18 protein-coding genes are annotated in these 17,926 nt (G+C 74.8%); 8 read left to right on the top strand and 10 right to left on the bottom strand.

The window, feature by feature from the left end; all coding sequences use genetic code 11:
* Positions 1-32: 32 nt before the first annotated feature.
* Entirely contained in the window at positions 33-248 is a 216-nt protein-coding gene (locus FB586_RS20005; protein ID WP_136519005.1) for a hypothetical protein, read from the top strand.
* Positions 249-400: 152 nt separating this feature from the next.
* Positions 401-967 (top strand): dTDP-4-dehydrorhamnose 3,5-epimerase family protein, encoded by a 567-nt coding sequence (locus tag FB586_RS20000; protein WP_136519004.1) that lies wholly within the window; start codon positions 401-403, stop codon positions 965-967.
* Positions 968-1,051: 84 nt separating this feature from the next.
* On the opposite strand, the gene FB586_RS08890 is transcribed toward FB586_RS20000, so the two are convergent.
* The 3 genes from FB586_RS08890 to FB586_RS08880 form a co-directional block, all read right to left on the bottom strand.
* Complete coding sequence (locus tag FB586_RS08890; protein WP_136519003.1) at positions 1,052-2,533, bottom strand: gluconokinase; 1,482 nt, start codon at positions 2,531-2,533, stop codon at positions 1,052-1,054.
* Between the two features lie 79 nt (positions 2,534-2,612).
* Complete coding sequence (locus tag FB586_RS08885; protein WP_136519002.1) at positions 2,613-3,428, bottom strand: formate/nitrite transporter family protein; 816 nt, start codon at positions 3,426-3,428, stop codon at positions 2,613-2,615.
* A gap of 70 nt (positions 3,429-3,498) precedes the next feature.
* Complete coding sequence (locus FB586_RS08880; RefSeq protein ID WP_136519001.1) at positions 3,499-4,452, bottom strand: DUF808 domain-containing protein; 954 nt, start codon at positions 4,450-4,452, stop codon at positions 3,499-3,501.
* A gap of 330 nt (positions 4,453-4,782) precedes the next feature.
* On the opposite strand from FB586_RS08880, the gene FB586_RS08875 reads away from it, so the two are divergent.
* Both FB586_RS08875 and FB586_RS08870 read left to right on the top strand, forming a co-directional pair.
* Positions 4,783-6,321, top strand: a complete 1,539-nt coding sequence (locus FB586_RS08875) for a non-reducing end alpha-L-arabinofuranosidase family hydrolase (protein ID WP_136519000.1) — start codon at positions 4,783-4,785, stop codon at positions 6,319-6,321.
* Between the two features lie 162 nt (positions 6,322-6,483).
* On the top strand, positions 6,484-7,860 hold the full coding sequence (locus FB586_RS08870; RefSeq protein ID WP_222928332.1) for an acyltransferase family protein: 1,377 nt from the start codon (positions 6,484-6,486) through the stop codon (positions 7,858-7,860).
* A 127-nt stretch (positions 7,861-7,987) separates the two neighbouring features.
* Here FB586_RS08870 and FB586_RS08865 read toward each other — a convergent pair whose 3' ends face one another.
* From FB586_RS08865 to FB586_RS08855, 3 genes are all read right to left on the bottom strand, one after another.
* Positions 7,988-9,481 (bottom strand): glycoside hydrolase family 88 protein, encoded by a 1,494-nt coding sequence (locus FB586_RS08865; protein WP_246036666.1) that lies wholly within the window; start codon positions 9,479-9,481, stop codon positions 7,988-7,990.
* A gap of 194 nt (positions 9,482-9,675) precedes the next feature.
* Positions 9,676-10,116, bottom strand: coding sequence for a PPOX class F420-dependent oxidoreductase (locus tag FB586_RS08860; RefSeq protein WP_246036665.1), 441 nt, complete (start codon positions 10,114-10,116; stop codon positions 9,676-9,678).
* A gap of 149 nt (positions 10,117-10,265) precedes the next feature.
* Positions 10,266-11,273 carry a hypothetical protein gene (locus FB586_RS08855; RefSeq protein WP_136518999.1) on the bottom strand — a complete coding sequence of 336 codons (1,008 nt, stop codon included), beginning with the start codon at positions 11,271-11,273 and terminating at the stop codon, positions 10,266-10,268.
* A gap of 306 nt (positions 11,274-11,579) precedes the next feature.
* Here FB586_RS08855 and FB586_RS08850 point away from each other — a divergent pair, with 306 nt between their 5' ends.
* The 4 genes from FB586_RS08850 to FB586_RS08835 all read left to right on the top strand — a co-directional run bounded on the left by FB586_RS08850 (position 11,580) and on the right by FB586_RS08835 (position 15,276).
* Positions 11,580-12,149 carry a hypothetical protein gene (locus tag FB586_RS08850; protein WP_136518998.1) on the top strand — a complete coding sequence of 190 codons (570 nt, stop codon included), beginning with the start codon at positions 11,580-11,582 and terminating at the stop codon, positions 12,147-12,149.
* 649 nt (positions 12,150-12,798) lie between these two features.
* Positions 12,799-13,452 (top strand): ATP-binding cassette domain-containing protein, encoded by a 654-nt coding sequence (locus tag FB586_RS08845; protein ID WP_136518997.1) that lies wholly within the window; start codon positions 12,799-12,801, stop codon positions 13,450-13,452.
* Positions 13,449-14,660: a hypothetical protein gene (locus FB586_RS08840; protein ID WP_136518996.1), complete on the top strand. Its 1,212-nt coding sequence runs from the start codon at positions 13,449-13,451 to the stop codon at positions 14,658-14,660. The genes FB586_RS08845 and FB586_RS08840 overlap by 4 nt, the downstream gene beginning before the upstream one ends.
* Positions 14,644-15,276, top strand: coding sequence for a hypothetical protein (locus FB586_RS08835; protein WP_136518995.1), 633 nt, complete (start codon positions 14,644-14,646; stop codon positions 15,274-15,276). The genes FB586_RS08840 and FB586_RS08835 overlap by 17 nt, the downstream gene beginning before the upstream one ends.
* A gap of 318 nt (positions 15,277-15,594) precedes the next feature.
* Here FB586_RS08835 and FB586_RS08830 read toward each other — a convergent pair whose 3' ends face one another.
* From FB586_RS08830 to FB586_RS08815, 4 genes are all read right to left on the bottom strand, one after another.
* Positions 15,595-15,798, bottom strand: a complete 204-nt coding sequence (locus FB586_RS08830) for a hypothetical protein (protein WP_136518994.1) — start codon at positions 15,796-15,798, stop codon at positions 15,595-15,597.
* A 12-nt stretch (positions 15,799-15,810) separates the two neighbouring features.
* Positions 15,811-16,365 carry an RHS repeat-associated core domain-containing protein gene (locus FB586_RS19800; protein WP_222928331.1) on the bottom strand — a complete coding sequence of 185 codons (555 nt, stop codon included), beginning with the start codon at positions 16,363-16,365 and terminating at the stop codon, positions 15,811-15,813.
* Positions 16,366-17,081: 716 nt separating this feature from the next.
* Entirely contained in the window at positions 17,082-17,285 is a 204-nt protein-coding gene (locus FB586_RS19400) for a hypothetical protein (protein ID WP_168800514.1), read from the bottom strand.
* A 338-nt stretch (positions 17,286-17,623) separates the two neighbouring features.
* Positions 17,624-17,926 (bottom strand): RHS repeat-associated core domain-containing protein (locus tag FB586_RS08815; RefSeq protein WP_136518992.1); only part of this gene is annotated, 303 nt, incomplete at its 5' end.

The following is a 17,926-nucleotide window of genomic DNA, read 5'->3' as shown; positions in this document are numbered from 1 at the left end:
CCCCGCACCGTGCACGCCCCGAAGGACCCGCCATGAGCACCACGACCGCCCCCGCCCTGCCCGTCACCGCCCTGCCCGCCCCCGTCGGCGCGCTGCACTGCGGCGACCGGACCCTCGCGATCGCGCTGGGCGTGGCCCGGCCGGCACCGAGGGCCGTCCGCGTGCCGTCCGTCGCCGTCCGACGGGTCGCGGGCCAGTCACCGCTGGAGGCGCGCGGCTGGGCGTCCGCCGAGGCCGCCGCCGAGTAGCTCAGGCCGACCCGACCCGCGTCCCGGCGCCACGCGAGCCCGCGGGTGGAGGCCGGGGGCGCGTGAGCTGTGCGCCCGGGAGTACGGTGACGCGCGCGTCTCGACTCCGCGCTCGGGACGTCGGGTCGGGGCTGGTGAGCGAAGGGCGAGACGTGACAGGCGACATCGCGATCGAGAGCACGCCGATCGACGGACTGCTGGTGATCCGGCTGAAGCAGGCACAGGACGCGCGAGGCACGGTGCGCGAGTTCTACCGCTCGTCCGCGTGGCCGGAGGGTGCCGAGGCGGCGGCGGCGGCCGGCCCCTGGCTGCAGGTGAACGTGACCGAGACCCACCGCGGAGCGGTGCGTGGTCTGCACGGCGAAGCGATGAACAAGCTGGTCGGGATCGTCGCCGGCAGGGCGTGGGGCGCCTACCTGGACGCCCGGCCCACGTCACCGACATACGGCGCGGTCCACACCTGCCCGTTGGAGAAGGGCACGCAGGTCTTCGTACCGCGCGGCGTCTGCAACGGCTTCCAGTCGCTGGCGGACGAGACGCAGTACCTCTACTGCTTCGACGAGGAGTGGCGCGCGGGGATGCCGGGGACCGCGTTCAGCCCGCTCAGCCCGGACCTCGCGATCACCTGGCCCATCCCCGTCGATCCGTCGGACCCCGCCCAGATCTCGACCAAGGACCGCGATGCCCCGGACTGGCGCGCAGAGCAGCGCCGGGTCTGAGTACCTCCCGTCTCGACGCCGGCACGGGCCACGCGCGACGGGACGGTCTGACGACCGAAGCCGTCCAGCACTTTGCCGGGTAGCTCACGGACGCAGCAGCGCGTCGTACACCTGCGCGAAGCGGGCCCGCCGCTCGGCGTAGTGGTCGGCGTGCTCCGGTCGCGGCTCGTACGTCGCCCCCGTGGCGTCCGGCGCCCGCGGCACGTCCGGGGCGAGCACGTCCAGGGCGAGCAGCGCGGTGCCGCGCTGCGTCGCGCGCCGGCGCGTCACGTGCGTGACGGGACGTGCGAGCACGTCGGCGAGCACCTGCAGCCACTCCGGCTGGTCGTTGGTCACCCGGCCCGAGGCGGCGACCTGCTCGACCTGCGGCGCCGCCGGGCGCAGCTCGTCGGCCACGCGGGCGTAGGTCATCGCGACGCCCTCGACGACCCCGCGGAACAGCGCGTCCGCGTCCGTGGCGACCGACACGCCGCCGATCACGGCGCGCGCGTCGCCGACCCACCCCGGGGCGCGCTCGCCGGTGAGGTAGGGCAGCACGAGCGGGGTCGCGTCGCTGGGGGCGGCGGTGAGGACGGCGGCGGGGTCGGGACCGAGCCGCAGCGTGGACTGCGCCCAGCTGACCGCGCGCCCGACGTCGTTGATCGCGCCGCCGAGCAGCGTCCGGTCCTTCGCCACGCGGTAGTTCCACAGGCCGAACGGCAGGGGGTCGGCCGGACCGTCGAGCAGGGCGCGCAGGGCACCGCTGGTCGCGGTGGACGCGGCGAGGACGGTCGGGTCGGTCGCGCCGGCGCCGACGTTGCTCGCGTAGCCGTCGGTGACGACGGGGAACCAGAGGGCACGCGCGAGAGCGGGCCAGCGGGCGGGTGCGGCGGCCGCTGCGGGGTCCGTCATGTCCCGGGGCGGAGCGAAGTGGTCCGGCGTGACGCCCGCGGCCGCGAGGAGCTCGCCGTCGAGCTCGCCCGTCCGGCGGTCGAGCAGGCCGGTCCACGCGACCGTCGACGTGCCGGCGAGCGGCACCCCGACGAGCCGGTGCAGCACGTACTCCCCCAGCGACCACCAGCCCGTGGTGGCCGCGACCGTCCGCGGCTCCGCCTCGGCGAGCCAGCGCAGGCGCGGCGCGTGGTAGCTGGCGTGGACGCGGGTGCCCGTCCGCTGCTGCACGGCGTGCTCGTCGAGCTCCTCCCGCAGGGCCGCGACCGCCGTCGAGCACCGGGAGTCGGCGTACGTCAGGCACGGCGTGAGCGGGCGCCCCGCCGCGTCGACGGCGACGAGCGACGCCGCGAACGTGTCGAGCGCGACGCCGGCGATGCGCGTGCCGAGCCGCCGGTCGGCGGTCACGGCGTCGAGGACCTGCTCGATCTCGGCCGTCACCTGGTCCGGGTCGATGACGGACGTGCCGTCCGGGGCGACGGTGAAGGCGTGCGGCACCTTGTGCTGCAGCCCCCGCACGGGCCGGCCCGACGCGTCGTGCACCCCGCCGCGCGTGGCGGTGGAGCCCACGTCCATCGCGACGACCAGGGGGTCGAGCGCGTCGTCGAGATCGACGTCGTCAGCGGAACGGCCCATCACGCACCTCGTCGTCGCCGGAACGGACGTCCCCGACCCTAGTGAGGGGCCGCAGGTCCCGCCGGTCGGCCGTCCGGCGTCAGCGCCCCTCGGCGACCGCCCGCCGCTCCTGCGCGACGCGGTGCGGGACCCGCAGCAGCCGGATCGCCGTGACGAGGACGAGCCCGCCGACGAGGTTGCCGAGCGCGGCCCAGCCGAGCCGCGCGAGCCAGTCCACGTACCCGAAGTCCGCGCCGACGTGCAGCGCGGCGAACATGAGCAGCGAGTCCAGCACGGAGTGGAACAGCTGCGGCCCGGCGAGCAGCGCGCCGAACAGGATCGCGGGCACGATCTTGACGCCCATGCTCTCGGTGGCGTGCTGCATGCGCGTCATCAGCGTGATCACCATGCCTGCCAGCACGGCGGAGCAGAACGACGTCAGGCCCAGCGGCATCGTGCCGAAGTGCTCACCGGCCTCGACCGCCGTCGGGTGGATCGTGGGCAGCGCCTGCACGACCAGCCACGTCACCACCCAGCCGCCCACCAGGTTGAGCACCAGCGTCACGCCCCACAGCCGCAGCAGCTGGCGCAGCGTCCCCCGGCGTGCGACGAACGCCGTGACCGGGACGAGGAAGTTCTCGGTGAAGAGCTCGCTGCGGGCCAGCAGCAGCGCCACGAACCCGATCGAGAACGCGAGCCCCGCCAGCAGGTGGTCGCCGGTCTGCTCGAGCACGACGAGGTAGGCGAGCACGCCCGTGCCGACGTCGATGCCGCCGAGCAGGCCGGTGCTGACCAGCGGCAGCCAGGGGCGGGAGAGCCGGTCCTCGCCCTCCTCGACCAGCCGGTCGAACGCGTCCTCGACCTCCGCCTCGGGCTGCTCGGGCGGGAGGGCGGGCGAGTCGCGCACGTCGGCCATGTCTCCCAGGGAACGGCGGCTGCGCTGCCCGCGCGATCCGAACGCGCCCGCCGGTCCGCGGGCCCCGGCGTCAGTGCGCCGCGTGCGCGCGCCGGTGGCGGATCACGTGGACCTGGTGGACGACGAACGCGACGACCGCACCCACGACGAGCCCGACGAGCGCGGACGCGAGGGTGTTGACGAACCAGGCGAGGAACCCGCCGACGCCCTGCACGTGGTGCACGGCCTCCTCGAGGTGGTGCACCACGTCGTACAGCCCGTGCCAGCCGAGCTCGTCGACGCCGACGAGCAGGATGTGCCCGCCGACCCAGAGCATCGCCGCGATGCCGACCGTCGAGAGCACGGCCATCACCTTGGGCATCGCCGTGACGAGACCGCGGCCGAACGCGGCCGTGGCCCCACGGCGGGTGTTCGCGAGGCGCAGGCCGATGTCGTCCATCTTCACGATGAGCGCGACCGCCCCGTAGACGAGGGCCGTGATGGCGATCGCGACGACCACGAGCGAGACCGCGCGGCCCACGAACCCCTGGTCCGCCACCTCGTTGAGCGCGATGACCATGATCTCGGCCGACAGGATGAAGTCGGTGCGGACGGCGCCGGCCACGAGCTTCTTCTCGGCCTCCGGCCCCTGCTCGACGGCGGCCTCCGCGCGCTCGGCCGCCTTGTTTCCGCGCAGCGCCTCCCACACCTTCTCGGCCCCCTCGAACGCCAGGTAGGTGCCGCCGACCATGAGGATGGGTGTGAGCAGCCCGGGCAGGAACTGGCTGAGCAGCAGGGCCGCGGGGAGGATGAACAGCAGCTTGTTGCGCAGCGAGCCGCGCGCGATCGCCCAGATCATCGGCAGCTCGCGGTTCGCGGTCACGCCGTGCACGTAGCGGGGCGTGACCGCGGTGTCGTCGATGACGACGCCCGCTGCCTTCGCGCCCGCGCGCCCGGCGGCTGCGCCGACGTCGTCGATGGACGCCGCCGCGAGCTTCGCGAGGGCCGCGACGTCGTCCAGGAGTGCTGCGAGTCCGCCAGGCATGCGCGCCGCCACCTTCGTCCGTGCCGAGGGCACGGCCCGGGCGGGTCGTGCGCCGAGGACAGGGTAGGGGCCGCCGCACGCGCCCGCCGCCCGCGGGCCGGTTCCGGTGGGCGCGGGCGGGCGCGACGCGGCCCGGTCACGCGTCCGGGCGTCGAAGCGTTTAACTCCTGCTGCTCCCTCTTCGCACGCGGCGACGAGCGGGCCAATGTTAAGGCTCACATCCGCGGCCCCGGCGGCTCCCGCCGACGCGGTTGTATCGATCCAGCCCGTCCCTGGCCCGTCCGCGCCGCCGTCCTCCGCGGCCGTCGTGGCGACTCGAAGGAGAGCACCATGAGACCAGCACGTGCACCCCGGGCCCACCGGCCCGCCCGAGCCTCCCGGCACCGCCTGGTGGCCGGGCTCGCCGCCCTCGCCACGGCCGTCGCCACCGGCGCCCTCGCGCTGGTCGTCGCACCGGCGGCGTCCGCGGCGACCGTCGACACGAACGCCTCCTACGTCCTGGTCAACCGCGGCAGCGGCAAGGCGCTCGACGTCTACAACCTGGCCACGAACGACGGCGCCCGCATCGTGCAGTGGACCCGCAACGACGGGGCCCAGCAGCAGTGGCAGTTCGTCGACTCGGGCGACGGGTGGTACCGGCTCAAGTCGCGCCTCTCGGGCAAGGTGCTGGACGTCCACAACTGGTCGACGGCCGACGGTGCCGCGATCGTCCAGTACACCGACCGCAACCAGGCCAACCAGCAGTTCCGGCTGCAGGACGTCTCCGGCGGGTACGTGACGCTGATCGGCCGGCAGTCGGGCAAGGCGGTCGAGGTGCAGGGCGCCTCGACGGCCGACGGCGCGAACGTCGTCCAGTACACGAGCTGGGGCGGCGCCAACCAGCAGTGGCAGCTCGTGCGCGTCGGCGGCACCAGCCCGAACCCGACGCCCTCCCCCACCACGACGACCCCGCCGACGGGCACCTGCTCGCTGCCGACGTCCTACCGATGGCGGGACTCGGGCGTGCTCGCGCAGCCCCGGTCCGGCTGGGCCTCGCTCAAGGACTTCACGGTCGCCCCGTACAACGGGCAGCAGCTCGTCTACGCGACGACGCACGACAACGGCACGTCGTGGGGCTCGATGGCCTTCGCGCCGTTCTCGAGCTGGTCGCAGATGGCCTCGGCCCAGCAGATCGCGATGCCGTTCAGCGCGGTCGCGCCCTCGCTGTTCTACTTCGCGCCGAAGAACGTCTGGGTGCTCGCCTACCAGTGGGGCGGACCCGCCTTCTCCTACCGGACGTCGACCAACCCCGCCGACGTGAACAGCTGGTCGGCCCCGCAGACGCTGTTCTCCGGCACCATCTCCGGCTCCGACACCGGCCCGATCGACCAGGCGCTCATCGGTGACGGCCAGAACATGTACCTGTTCTTCGCCGGCGACAACGGGCGCATCTACCGGGCGAGCATGCCGATCGGGAACTTCCCCGGGAGCTTCGGCCCCGCCTCCACCGTCGTCATGAGCGACACCAAGGAGAACCTGTTCGAGGCCGTGCAGGTCTACAAGCTCGCGGGCCAGAGCCGGTACCTCATGATCGTCGAGGCCATGGGCGCGCAGGGCCGCTACTTCCGGTCCTTCACGGCCACCAGCCTCGGCGGCTCGTGGACCCCGAACGCGACGACCGAGTCCAACCCGTTCGCCGGCAAGGCCAACAGCGGCGCCACCTGGACCAACGACATCAGCCACGGCGAGCTGCTGCGCACCAGCGCCGACCAGACCATGACGGTCGACCCGTGCAACCTCCAGCTGCTCTACCAGGGCCGCTCGCCGTCCTCCGGCGGTGACTACGGCCGCCTGCCCTACCGGCCGGGCCTGCTGACCCTGCAGCGGTAGGACCCGAACCGTCCAGCCCGTGAACCCGGACCTCGTCAGGACCCCGCGCACCCCGTCCTGACGAAGTCCGGGTTCGCGCCCGTGCCGCAGTGCTGGCAGGGCGTCACCATGGAGGTCTCGACGGAGGGGTCGAGGGGACGGTCGACGCGACGAGGGGTCGCCGTGAGCGGGAGCCGGGGGGACGGGCACCGGGGCGGTGCGGACGCGCCCACGACGTTCGGCGGGCGCGTGCGGCGCGCGGCCGCCACCGCGCCCGCCGGGCGCGACCGCTACGTGGACCTGCTGCGGGTCGCAGCCGTGACGGTCGTCGTGCTGGGCCACTGGGTCGTCTCGGCGGTCACCGTCACCGACGGCCGGCTCGGGGGCGTCAGCATCCTCACCCTCCTGCCCTGGACGCACCCGTGGACCTGGCTCACGCAGGTGATGCCGGTCGTGTTCCTCGTCGGCGGGTACGCGAACGCGGCCTCGTGGTCGTCGCCGCGCCGCGGGGGCGGTGCCGCAGCGTGGGTGCGGGCCCGGGCGCTGCGGCTCCTGCGCCCGACCGCCGCGTTCGGCGTCGTGCTCGTCGCCGGGTACGTCGGCGCGCTGGCGCTGGGTGCCGACCCGCAGCTGGCGCGCACCTGCGTGTGGCTCGCGACGACGTCGCTGTGGTTCCTCGTCGTGTACCTGGCCGTGGTCGCGCTCGCGCCGGCGACGATCGCCTGGCAGCGGCGCCGCGGGGCCGCGGCCGTGCTCCTGCCGCTCGTCGCGCTGGTCGCCGCGGGGGACGTCGCGCGCGTGGTGACGGGCTCGCCCGCACCGGCCGCCGCGAGCTACCTCGCCGGCTGGCTCGTCGCGCACCAGCTCGGCGTCGCCTGGCACGACGGCGTCCTGACCCGGTCGCGCGGCACGGCGGTCGCGCTCGCGGCGGCCGGCCTCGCGGGCGTCGTCGTCCTCACGGCGTGGGGCCCGTACGCCGTGACGATGGTGGGCGCGGGACCCGCCGGCGAGCTCGACAACACCGCCCCGCCCACGCTCGCCCTGCTGGCACTGACGGCGGCGTGGACCGGCGTGGTCCTGCTGCTGCGCCCGCTGGGCGAGCGCGCGGTCGCGCGGCCGCGCGTGTGGGACGCCGTCGTCGGGGCGAACGCGGTCGTGCTCACGGTGTTCCTGTGGCACACCGTGCCCGTCGTGGTGGCCGGGCTCGCGCTGGTCGGCACCGGCGCGTTCCCGACGCCGGAGGTGGGGTCGGGCCGCTGGTTCGCGCTGCGGGTCCCGTGGGTGCTCGTGCTGGCCGTGCTGCTCGTCGCGGTCGTCGCGGCCGTGGGGCGGTTCGAGCTGCGCCCCGCGCGCCCGCCCGATCGCGAGCCCTCGGGCGTCGCGGTCGGGCTGGGCGTGGTCGCGTGCCTCCTCGGCCTCCTCGGGCTGGGCGTCGGCGGGGTGGACGGGCTCGCGCCCACGGTCGCCGGTGCGCCGGTCACGGAGCTCGCGCTCGTGGTCGTCGGGCTGGTGCTGCTGGCGCGTGCGGGACGGGCTCCGCGGCAGGGGCGTCGCGCGTGACCCGCGCCGGGTCTCGCCCGTCCCTGTGCAGCGGGGTCCCCTGCCCGCTCGCCGTCCCGGAGCTGGTCGGCACCCTGAGGCGTCGGGTGCCGACGAGCTCCGGAGGCGGCGGAGCGGACCGGTCAGCTCAGCGCAGGCCGCCCCAGCGCATCGGGTTCGAGCGCGTCGAGGCGTACAGGAACCACGACGTCGCGCCGACGTGCTGGACCTGGAAGTAGCCGAACCCGAACCCGGTGTCGAGCAGGCTGGACGCCGCCACGATCCCGCCGTCCACCTCGACGCCGCCGAGGTGCTGGCCGCCGCCGAGGACGTCCTGCACGTGCCGCACCTGGTCGAGCAGGCGCTCGGCCCGGTGCCGGTCGCCGCGCGCGTCCCGGTCGAGCAGCGACGTGGCGAGCTGCGCCGTCCCCTCCAGCCACACGCCCTGCGGGTGGACGGTGATGCCGTTGTACTGCGCGGTCGACGTCGTGGACGCGGTGCTGAACGTGACGCCGGAGACCCGCTCGCCGTCGGGCAGCTGCGACGTCGGTGCCGACGCGTCGTCCGTCACCGCGAGGCCCGTGGCGGCCCAGTCGAGCGCCCGGTCGTAGCGCCGGTCCTGCAGCGCGAGGCGGCTCCACGTCTGCGGGTCGAGCGGCACGGGGTCGCGGTTGATCTCGACCCCGTCGTTCGTGCCCGTCCAGAACCAGCCCGACGCCGGCTCCCACATCCGCCGCACGAACGTGTGGGCGTGCGCGGCGGCGGCCTCCCACCTGCGGTCGCCGGTGGCCCGCCGCAGCATGCCGAAGAACGCGACGCAGTCGATGTTGTGCTCGGTCGAGCCGTTCGGCACCGGCTGGTTCGCGCCGTCGACGCCGAACGAGAACCCGCCGAGCGGCCGGGTCGACCACGTGTTCGTCGTGATCCACTCGCCGATGCGCACCGCGGCGTCGCGGTAGCGCCGGTCCCCCGTGGCGCGGAACAGGTGCAGCAGGCCGATGCCGGGCCACGCCATGTCGCCGACGGCCGTGCCGAGGAACCCGAACTGCCAGCCGACGTTCGCCCGGCCGTCCGCGCGCACGAGGCCGTCGGGCTGCGGCGTGCCGTCGTAGAACGTGTACGGGCCGACGTTGTAGCCCTGCCGCAGCCGGCCGTCGTCGAAGTCGGGGTCGTTCTCCTGCGCGAACACGAGGCCGTCGCCGATCACGCGGGCGGTCTGCACGCTCGAGCGGCGGCCGTCGGCGAGCAGCGCGCCGATGGCCAGCGCGTTGTCGTAGACGAACGCCGTGCTGAACAGGCCGAGCTCGTCGGCGTAGCTCTGCGCCAGGCGCGGCCCCGTGCCGACTGACGGGTAGGCGTTCGTCGCGGCCTGCAGGAACCCGACCGCGGCGCGCTGGGCGCCACCCCGGCCACCGTGGTGGCGGCGAGGACCGTGGCGCAGGTCGGGGCGCGGCCCCCAGCCGCGGCCGTCGTGCGCCGCCGCACCGCTCGCGCCCGCGACGGCGGCCGCGGCCACCCCGGTCAGCGCGAGGAAGGTGCGGCGGGCGAGCGGCGCCCGGGGCCCGGCGTGCTGGTGGTCGTGGTGCTGGTGGTCGTCGTGCCGGTGGTCGTGGCGCTGGTCGAGCTCGGTGGCGTCGGACATCGCGTGCTCCCCCATGAGACGGGGCCCGGCGTCGTCGCCGGGCCGCGACCAGGCTAGGGAGGAACCGGACGTTCCGGAAGGCGCGCGGCGCCCGCCGTCCCGCGACCCCGGGAGGGACGTCCGTGCCCGTGCAGGGCCTGCCGGCCGCGCTGAGAGAGAGCCGTCGCGAGGGACGGCGCGGCCACGGCCGGAGATCAGGCGGCGGAGATGCGCAGGACGATCCGGTCGCCGCCCCGGCGGGTGAGCCTCTCGAGAGCCGTGACGGCGCGGTACTCGAGCCCGTACTTGTCCCGCAGGAGGCCCATCCTGTGCGGCTCGTCGACGTCCGCGCCGACGATCTCGGCGGTCGCGGCGACGCACTCCGCGTCGTCGGCGACCCGGCCGAAGCGGTCGCAGGGGCGCAGCTCGACGCGCGGGTCGTGGCGCAGCCGCTTGACCTTGCCGCTGCCGGCGGACGTGGTCACGACGAGGTCGTCGCCGTCGCGCGCGATCCACACGGCCGTGGCCACCGGCTCGCCGCTGCGCCGGAACGTGGTGAGCGAGACGTACCGCTCGTCACCGAGGGCGCGCAGGCGCTGGAGCGCGCGGGCGGGCGGGGCGGGGTCCTGCGGGGCGGGGCTGTCGGACGTGGTCACGGTCGTCCTCTCCGAGTCCGTGGTCGGCCTCCGGAGGAGGCCCGGCGACGTGGGGACCACCGGCGCGGGGTGCGCGGTGGGGCCGGCGCCAGCATGCGCGTGCGCGCACGTGACCGCACGTGGACGACGCCGCGCCCGCCGCGGGAGTGTCAGGGCCGGCCGTTCGGCCCCGCCCCGTCGGTCGGAGGGGACGAGGTGGCACCGCCGGCCGACCGGTCCGCCGCGCGGACCACCGCCTCCGCGAGGGCGAACAGGTGTCGCCAGCGGGCGGCGTCCGGGACGGGACGCGACGGGAAGTACGCGAGGAACCACCCGCCGGCGGTCTCGGCGTTGCAGGGGTGCTCGGGGTCGGTGAGCAGGTCCACGAGGTCGTCCGTGAGGAAGGCGCGGGCCGCGTCCGCGGTGCGGACCCGGCTGACGAGCTTCCCCCGGCGCCGCCCCCCGCCGGTGCCGTGCACGACGACCTCCGGACCGGCGAGGCTGCGGGGGCGCGCCGGACCGCGCACCGGCCCGGTGAACGTGAACGCCGGCACCTCGCCGACCTGCACGGCCAGGTACCGGGCCGAGAAGCTGTTCGGCGTCGTCCCGCCGCCGCTGCGCGAGTGGTGCGCGACCTCGACGGACCGGCCGTCGACCGTCCAGCGGATCTGCTCGCCGGTCGAGGCGTGCGCCTTCGTGGTGAAGATGCTTCCCGGGCGCAGCACCACCTTCGCGGCCGGCTGGACCTCGAGCCCGTTCGCCTCCGCGAAGCGCACGAGCCGCCAGACGTCGGCCCGGTGCCGCCGGTCGCTGCGCTGCGCCCCCCACCCGCAGAGCAGCCCGACGAGCAGCACGCCGGCGGTGAACCACACACCGATCAGCGCGCCGTCGGTGTCGCCCCGGACGAGCGCCGCGAGCGCCGTGCCCCCGAAGATCAGCGCCAGGAACCCGCCGACCAGGGTGAAGACCATGACTCCGCTTCGGGACGGCTTGCCGTACTGCTCGCGCGACGCGCGCCCGTACCGTCCGGCCGCCACCGCCTCCTGGAGGCTCGCGAGGTCCTGCCCGTCGGGCCTCGCGCCCAGCGGCGCGAGGTCGATGTCGCGGTGCTCCTCACCCACCCGCGCCCGGATCACCGGACCGCCGGCCCTGGCGTCGTCCCTGGCGGTGCTCGTCATCGTCCGCTCCCGTCCCGTCGTGCTCGTGGACGCCGTACGGTCTCACGAGCGGACCCGCAGGTCGCCGCGCCGTACCCCTGCCGGACCACCTCGTGCGCCCCGTCGGGGGTCCGCTCGTGGGGCCACCCCGACCGCCCGCCCACGGTCGGGCGGTACGCGGCGTCCGCGCTCGCATCGAGGTCACCCGACACCTCGAGGGCCGACCTCTCGACGTCGGGCCCCGGAACGCCCCCGGCCCCGCCATCGGCAGCGGTACCGTCGGCCGACCGCACGCCCGTGACGCGCGGCGCAGGGACGGAGGCAGCGGTGGCCCGGTGGACGAGGACGGCACCCGGCGCGACCGCGATCGCACTCCTCGCAGGCGCGCTCGCCGGCTGCGCGGGCGACCCCGGGAGCGTGGACGACCAGGGCGGTTCGCAGGTGGAGACCGTCGTGGCGCACGCGCACCGTGCCATGGTCGCCGTGCGCTCCCGCGACCCCGAGGGCACCGGTCAGGCGGTGGTCGACGCGTTCACGGAGGAGACGATGGTGGAGCCGGACGCGACGCGGCACGACGCGGACGGCACCGTCCACCTCACGGCCGCGATCGCGATGGAGGAGGTGAACGCCGACGGCACGTACGGCGACGAGATGCTCGGCGCGTGCGTGACCATCACGGCCACCCCCGGCGACGCCGAGGGTGACGTCGGGCAGCGCGGCACCGTCAGCACCCGGCAGGTCGAGTGCGGGGACGGACTCGTCCCCGTGCGGAACGACCTGCACGCCGACCGGCTCGTGCAGGGGCTCGCCCCCCACGAGGACGAGGTGCCACTACCGATCCCGCCCGTCGAGCACGTCCCGTGCTACTCGGGCAGCGGGGACTGCCCCGGCGGGTGAGGTCCGCACGCCGCGGCCCCTGAGCCGGCGGAACGCGTCCCCGGCCATGTGCGCCCGGCCACCTCGGCCGCGCGATGGACCCTTTCGAGCCACGAGTGTCAGCCCGGTGCCGTGGCCGGACGACCGCACGGTCTCGTACTTCCGGCGCCCGACGTCCTGGCATGTCCGCTGACGACCTGAGCGCTGCATCGCGAGACACGTCCTCGGTGCCTGAGGTCGAGCCGACCCGGTCAGCCCGGGCGAGGACCACCCACGGAACCGCCCCGGGGAGGAGGTGGACCGCGCTAGGGTCACCGCCGTCACCTCGACCCGGCGGCAGCGCTGCCGCCGGTCATCGAGACACGTCGCCAGCCACAGGGGGCACGGGGATGTCACCGGTCCGCAGGTGCACAGTGCGGGACGCAGGTCGGAGCTCCGGCCCGGGGCAGCAGTCGACGTCCGGGAGCGTCAGCACCACGCTGCCGGCGTCACGCGTCGTGTCGTTCGTCGTCTCCGGGTCGGGCTCCTGACGCCCCGCGCACCTCGACCCGAGCGAGACGAACCCCGGGGGCAGAGGTCGGCACCCTCACCGGGGAACCGGGGCGAGACACCCGCGGCGCACCGCCTCGACGTCGAGGGTCTCGTCCTGCGGTACGGCCGCTCGGGGTTCATGCTCGGCGCCGACCGTCTCGCGCTGCCCGGCGGCGTGCACTTCCTCGTGGGGCGCAACGGCTCCGGGAAGAGCAGCCTGCTGCGCGTGCTCGCGGGACTCGAACGCCCGCGCGAGGGGACGGTGCGCCTCGACGGCGCGGAGGTCTCCGGTGCGGCCGCGTGGCGCGACTACCGGGCCGTGTCGGGCTACCTCCATCAGGACTTCGCGGTCCGCGGACGCGCGAGCGTCCGGGCGTTCGCACGCTACGGGGCGTGGTTGCGCGGGGTCGCCGCTGACGAGCTCGAGTCCCGCACGGCCGAGGTGCTCGCCACGGTGGGGCTCACCGACCGGGCGGAGGCGCGGGCGAGTCGCCTCTCGGGCGGGATGCAGCGGCGGCTCGGCCTCGCGGTCGAGCTGTCGAACCGCCCGCACGTCTACCTGCTGGACGAGCCGACATCCGGTCTGGACTTCGAGGCCCGGGACGCCGTGCACGACGTCGTGACGGCCGCGCTCGACGCGGGCGCGGTCGTGGTCGTGGCCTCCCACGACGACCACGAGCTCAACAGGTACCCGGGCGCGACGTACCACGTGCTGGAGGACGGACGCCTCGTCGAGTCGGTCACCGGCGACGGTGCGGTCACGGTCCAGCAGCTGCTCGGCGGTGGGCGGTGACACGGCCCCGGGTGCGCGAGGTCCTCGACGCCGCAGCGGTGTCCGGCGCGCCCGCCGCCGCGCTGCTCCTGACGGCGTCCGGCGCCGCGCTGGTCTTCGCCGAGACCCCCGCGACCAGCCGGTGGCTCGGCGCGACGCCGGACACGGGCCTCTTCCTCTCCGTCCTGTCCTTCGCCATCGGGGGCTGCCTGTTCGCGGTGGTCGGCTACCTCGCCGGCGCCCGCTGGTCGGACGACCGCGGGTACACGTTGCGACGGAGCGTGCCCTCGCCGCCCCGCGTCGTCCTCGTCTCCGCCGGGGGCGATCTCGTGTGGCTCACCGGCGCGTTGCTGCTGGTCCACCTGGTCGCGTACGGCCGGAGCGCCACGCTCGGCGCATCGGCTCTGCTGTCGGCCTGGCCGCTGACCCTGCTCGGCCTGGCCTCCGCGACGTCGTGCTACGCGGTCGCGGCCGCGGTGGGGACCGTGCTGCGCACCTCCTTCGGCGTCGTCCTCGTGGCCCCGGCGCCCTATGCGGCCACCCTCCTCGCGGGCGAGGTGGCCCTGTCGCCGAGGCCCGAGCTGCAGCAGCTCGTCGCGCCGTTCGTCGACCAGACGTGGTTCCCGAACCTCGTACCCGCCCCTCGCCCCCTCCTCGTGCTCACTGCGTACTGCCTCGCGGTCACGGCGACCGCGGGGGTGGCCCTCGTGCTGGTGCTCGGCGCGCGGCTGCACGTGGCGCGCCCGCGCGTCGGCACGGTCCTGCTGCCCGCCGCCGCCGTCGTCATCTCCGCCGGGCTCGTGGCGTCGGGGTGGTCACCGAACGGCTTCGCCCGCACCGACCCGTCCGGCTCGGTCTGCTCCGCCGACGCGCGCGTGTGCGTGTGGGCCGGCTCCCGGGCGACGCTGCCGGTCATGGTCGCCGCCGAGCAGCGGGTCCGCGCAGCGGTGGAGCGGACGGGCGCACCCGCCGACCTCCGGTTCGCCCAGTACGGCTTGACGTCCGACGACACGACCGTGGTCGTCCGGACGTCCCCGGCCCACGTCGACGAGACGGACCTCCGCAGCCAGATGGTCGCCGCGTACGCACAGGCGTGGGCGGCGCCGTGCACGGCGGCGACCGACGACCTGACGATCCTCGCGGACCTGCACGACGCGCTCCTCCGCGCCGTCGAGGAGGACGCGTCCGACGAGCTCGAGCCCATCCTGCGGCGTGCCCGTGCGTGCTGACGGCGTCGTGGCGACGTGGTGCGCGCGCCGGCTGGTCACCCCGGCACTGCTCGCGGCCACCGGCGTGACGGTGATCGCCGCGCTGCTGCCGACGACGGTGTCCACGCCACAGCTGCGCGGCGGGGAGCTCGAGGCCGCGACGGCCGCAGTCACGTCCTTCGTGGTCGCGATGTGCCTCGTCCCGACCCTCACCGGTGGCGACCTCGAGCTCGAGGAGCGCTCGCCCCGCCCGGTGCGCGCCCTGCGCACGGGGCTCGGCGTGCTGCTGCTCGTCGTGACGTCAGGCCTGGTCGCGGCGGGTGCCCTCGCGCGCGGCGGTGACGCGGCGGCAGCGGCGGCCGCGGTGCGCACCCTCGTCGTGACCACCGCGCTCGCCCTGGCCGCGGCGCGCGTGGGCGGCACCACGGCCGGCTTCTCGGCGTCGCTCGCCTACCTCGGGTGCTGCCTCTTCGCAGGCGCCTCCCCCGACGGGACCTTCGAACCGTGGGCACGCCCCTTGGCGCCGTGGCGCCCGGTGCCGGACCTGCCGCTGCTCCTCGTGGGCGCGTCGGTCGTCGTGGCGTTGTTCGCGGCACGGCCACGGCGCGGGCGCGTACGCGCCCACGCGCGGTCCTAGCCGTCGAACCGCATGCCGTCTACTCGTGCCGTTCAGGGAGACGCACGACATCGTCGTCATCCCGACCGTGCACCGATGACCGAGGCCCAGGCACGCGTCGACCCCGCCCCGGACACTTCGGGGGCGGGGTCGACGTGCTCCTTGCCTAGTGCGCCCCGGCGCCCGGGCTGCTGTTCGAGCGACGCGGCGCCGAACGCCCGGGCCCCGGTGGACCGCTGGCGGTGCTGTCAGCGGTGACGTCGGTCGCGGTCCCGCCTGGAGTACGCGAAGACCACGGCGATCACCGCAGCGATGACGACGACGGTCACGACGTCCACGTCAGCGCCCGCGCCACGACGTCAGCAGCTTGTACACCACCGCGCAGCAGCTGATCACGCCGGCGACCGAGCCGACGAGCACCCGGGCGTCCGAGGCATGCCCGGTGAAGGCGGCGTACAGCAACCCCGCGGTGACCAGCGGCACGAGGAAGAACAGGACTACTGCCGCCGCACCGCGCGGCCGCTCGTCAGTCTGGTTCGTCATGGTCGCTCCCTGCTATCGATGTCGTTGGGCCAGCTGCTCGAACCCGTAGCTCGCGCCCGCGCCAAGGGCTAGGCAACCACCAGCGGCGGCCAGCCCGGCCCCTCCGGTGGCGCCGGCGGGGATCCCGGCGCAGACGCCACCGACGACCCCGCCGATGGCCAGAGACGCCACGCCCACCGAGCCGTTGTACGTGTCACCCCGAGCGTGGGCACGGACCGTCTGGAACGCCTGGAAGCCGTCGAGCCCCTTGCCCACCTCGTCCACGGCCTTGGTGAACCACCCCCACCGCATCTTCGTGCCGGTCGGGTCGACGAAGTTCGCCGGGTTGCCCGCCGCGTACGAGTACGGGTTGGGCTCCTGGCCGGTCGGGTCGTATTGCGTGAACCGGCCCAGGCTCGGGTCGTAGTAGCGCGCCCAGAGCCGGTACAGGTTGGCCGCCGCGTCCCACAGGCCACTGCTGAAGCGCAGCGGGTTGTCCCTGATCACCGGGTTGTCGCTCGCCGCGCGCAGCTCGCCGTACGGGGAGCAGGAGTACCCGCCGGTGAACCCGCCGGCGGCGTCGAACAACCCCGATGACCGACCTCGTCACGATCCCGCACCTCCGTGACCAGCCTGTACCGTCGGTCCCGTCGCCTGCAGGCGCCCTCCCGGCCACCCGCGGACGACACCGGTGCTGTCCCGCGGGTTCCACGAGTGGATCCCCTCATCACCCGGGCCCCTGGGACATGAGTGGATTAGCTCGGACCTGCTGCTCGGCTCGCAGAGGCCGTGATCGTTTCGCCTCAGCGGGAACCGCAACCAGCAGATCCGGGAATGTCGACCGCGCGCCTCCTAGAACGTAGAGCTGCGCGCTTGAGAACGCGGCTGCGGTGTACCCGCTCGCCACCTGGCCGGGCAACTCGCAGCCGCGACCTCCCGTGCCCCGGGACAGGCCGAGCCGGGTACCAGGAGGCGACGTGGTCGGGGTTGCCTCGGTCGCGCGCAGCGTGTCCTTGGGTGCAGCAGCGCAGCGACGCGCACCGCGACCGCGGTCTGGTCTGCGCGGTACCGGCGCCGGCGCGCACGTCGACCCCGCCCAGGTTGCCCTGGTGCGGGGTCGACGTGGTCCTTGCCGGGAGCGCCCCGGGTGAGCCGTGCGTCCGAGTGCCGAGGCGGTGGGTTGCGCGGCCGACGTGAACCGCCGCCGGTGCTGTCAGCGGTCGCGGCCCTTGCGGTGCCGGTTCGAGGCCATTCTGACCGCGACGACCACCGCAGCGATGACGAGCACGGTCACGACGTCCACGTCAGCTCCTTCCCCACGACGTCAGCACCTTGTAGAGGACCCCGATGCAGGTCGCCGAGCCCACGACCGAGGCGACAAGCACCCGCGCGTCCGACGCGTGCCCTGTAAACGCGGCGTACAAGGCGCCCGCCGTCGCCAGCGGCACCAGCACGTACAGGATCACCGCCAGCGCACCGCGGGGCCGGTCGTCGGTCTGGTTGGTCATGTCACTCCTCGCTACCTGCGCCGCTTGGCTGCCAGCTGCTCGAACCCGAAGCTCGCCATGCCCCCGAGGGTCACGCAGCCACCAGCCGCGAGAAGCCCTGCCCCTCCGGTGGCCGCGGCGGTGAGGCCGGCGCAGACGCCACCGACCACTCCTCCGATGGCCAACGACGCCACACCCACCGAGCCGCCGTACGTGTCGCCACGAGCGTAGGCACGGACCGTCTGGAACGCCTGGAAGCCGTCGAGCCCCTTGCCTACCTTGTCGACGGCCTTGGTGAACCACCCCCACCGCACCTTCGTGCCGGTCGGGTCGATGAAGTTCGCCGGGTTGCCCGCCGCCTACGCGTAGGGGTTGGGCTCCTGACCGGTCGGGTCGTACTGCGTGAACCGGCCCAGGCTCGGGTCGTAGTAGCGGCCGCCGAGCCGGTAGAGGTTGACCGCGCCATCCCACAGGCCGCTGGCGAAGCGCAACGGGTTGTCCTTGATCACGGGGTTGTCGCTCGCCGCGCGCAGCTCGCCGTACGGGGAGTAGGAGTACCCACCGGTGAACCCGCCGGCGGCATCGAACACACCGATGACCGAGTCCGTCGCATCCTGGACGTAGTACAGGCGGTTGCTGCCCTGCTTCGCCGCCAGGACGTT

This window comes from Cellulomonas telluris (assembly GCF_004886325.1).
GTDB lineage: Bacteria > Actinomycetota > Actinomycetes > Actinomycetales > Cellulomonadaceae > Cellulomonas > Cellulomonas telluris.
The sequence above is the reverse complement of the archived record's forward strand: the minus strand, read 5'-3'. Positions and strand labels throughout refer to the sequence as shown.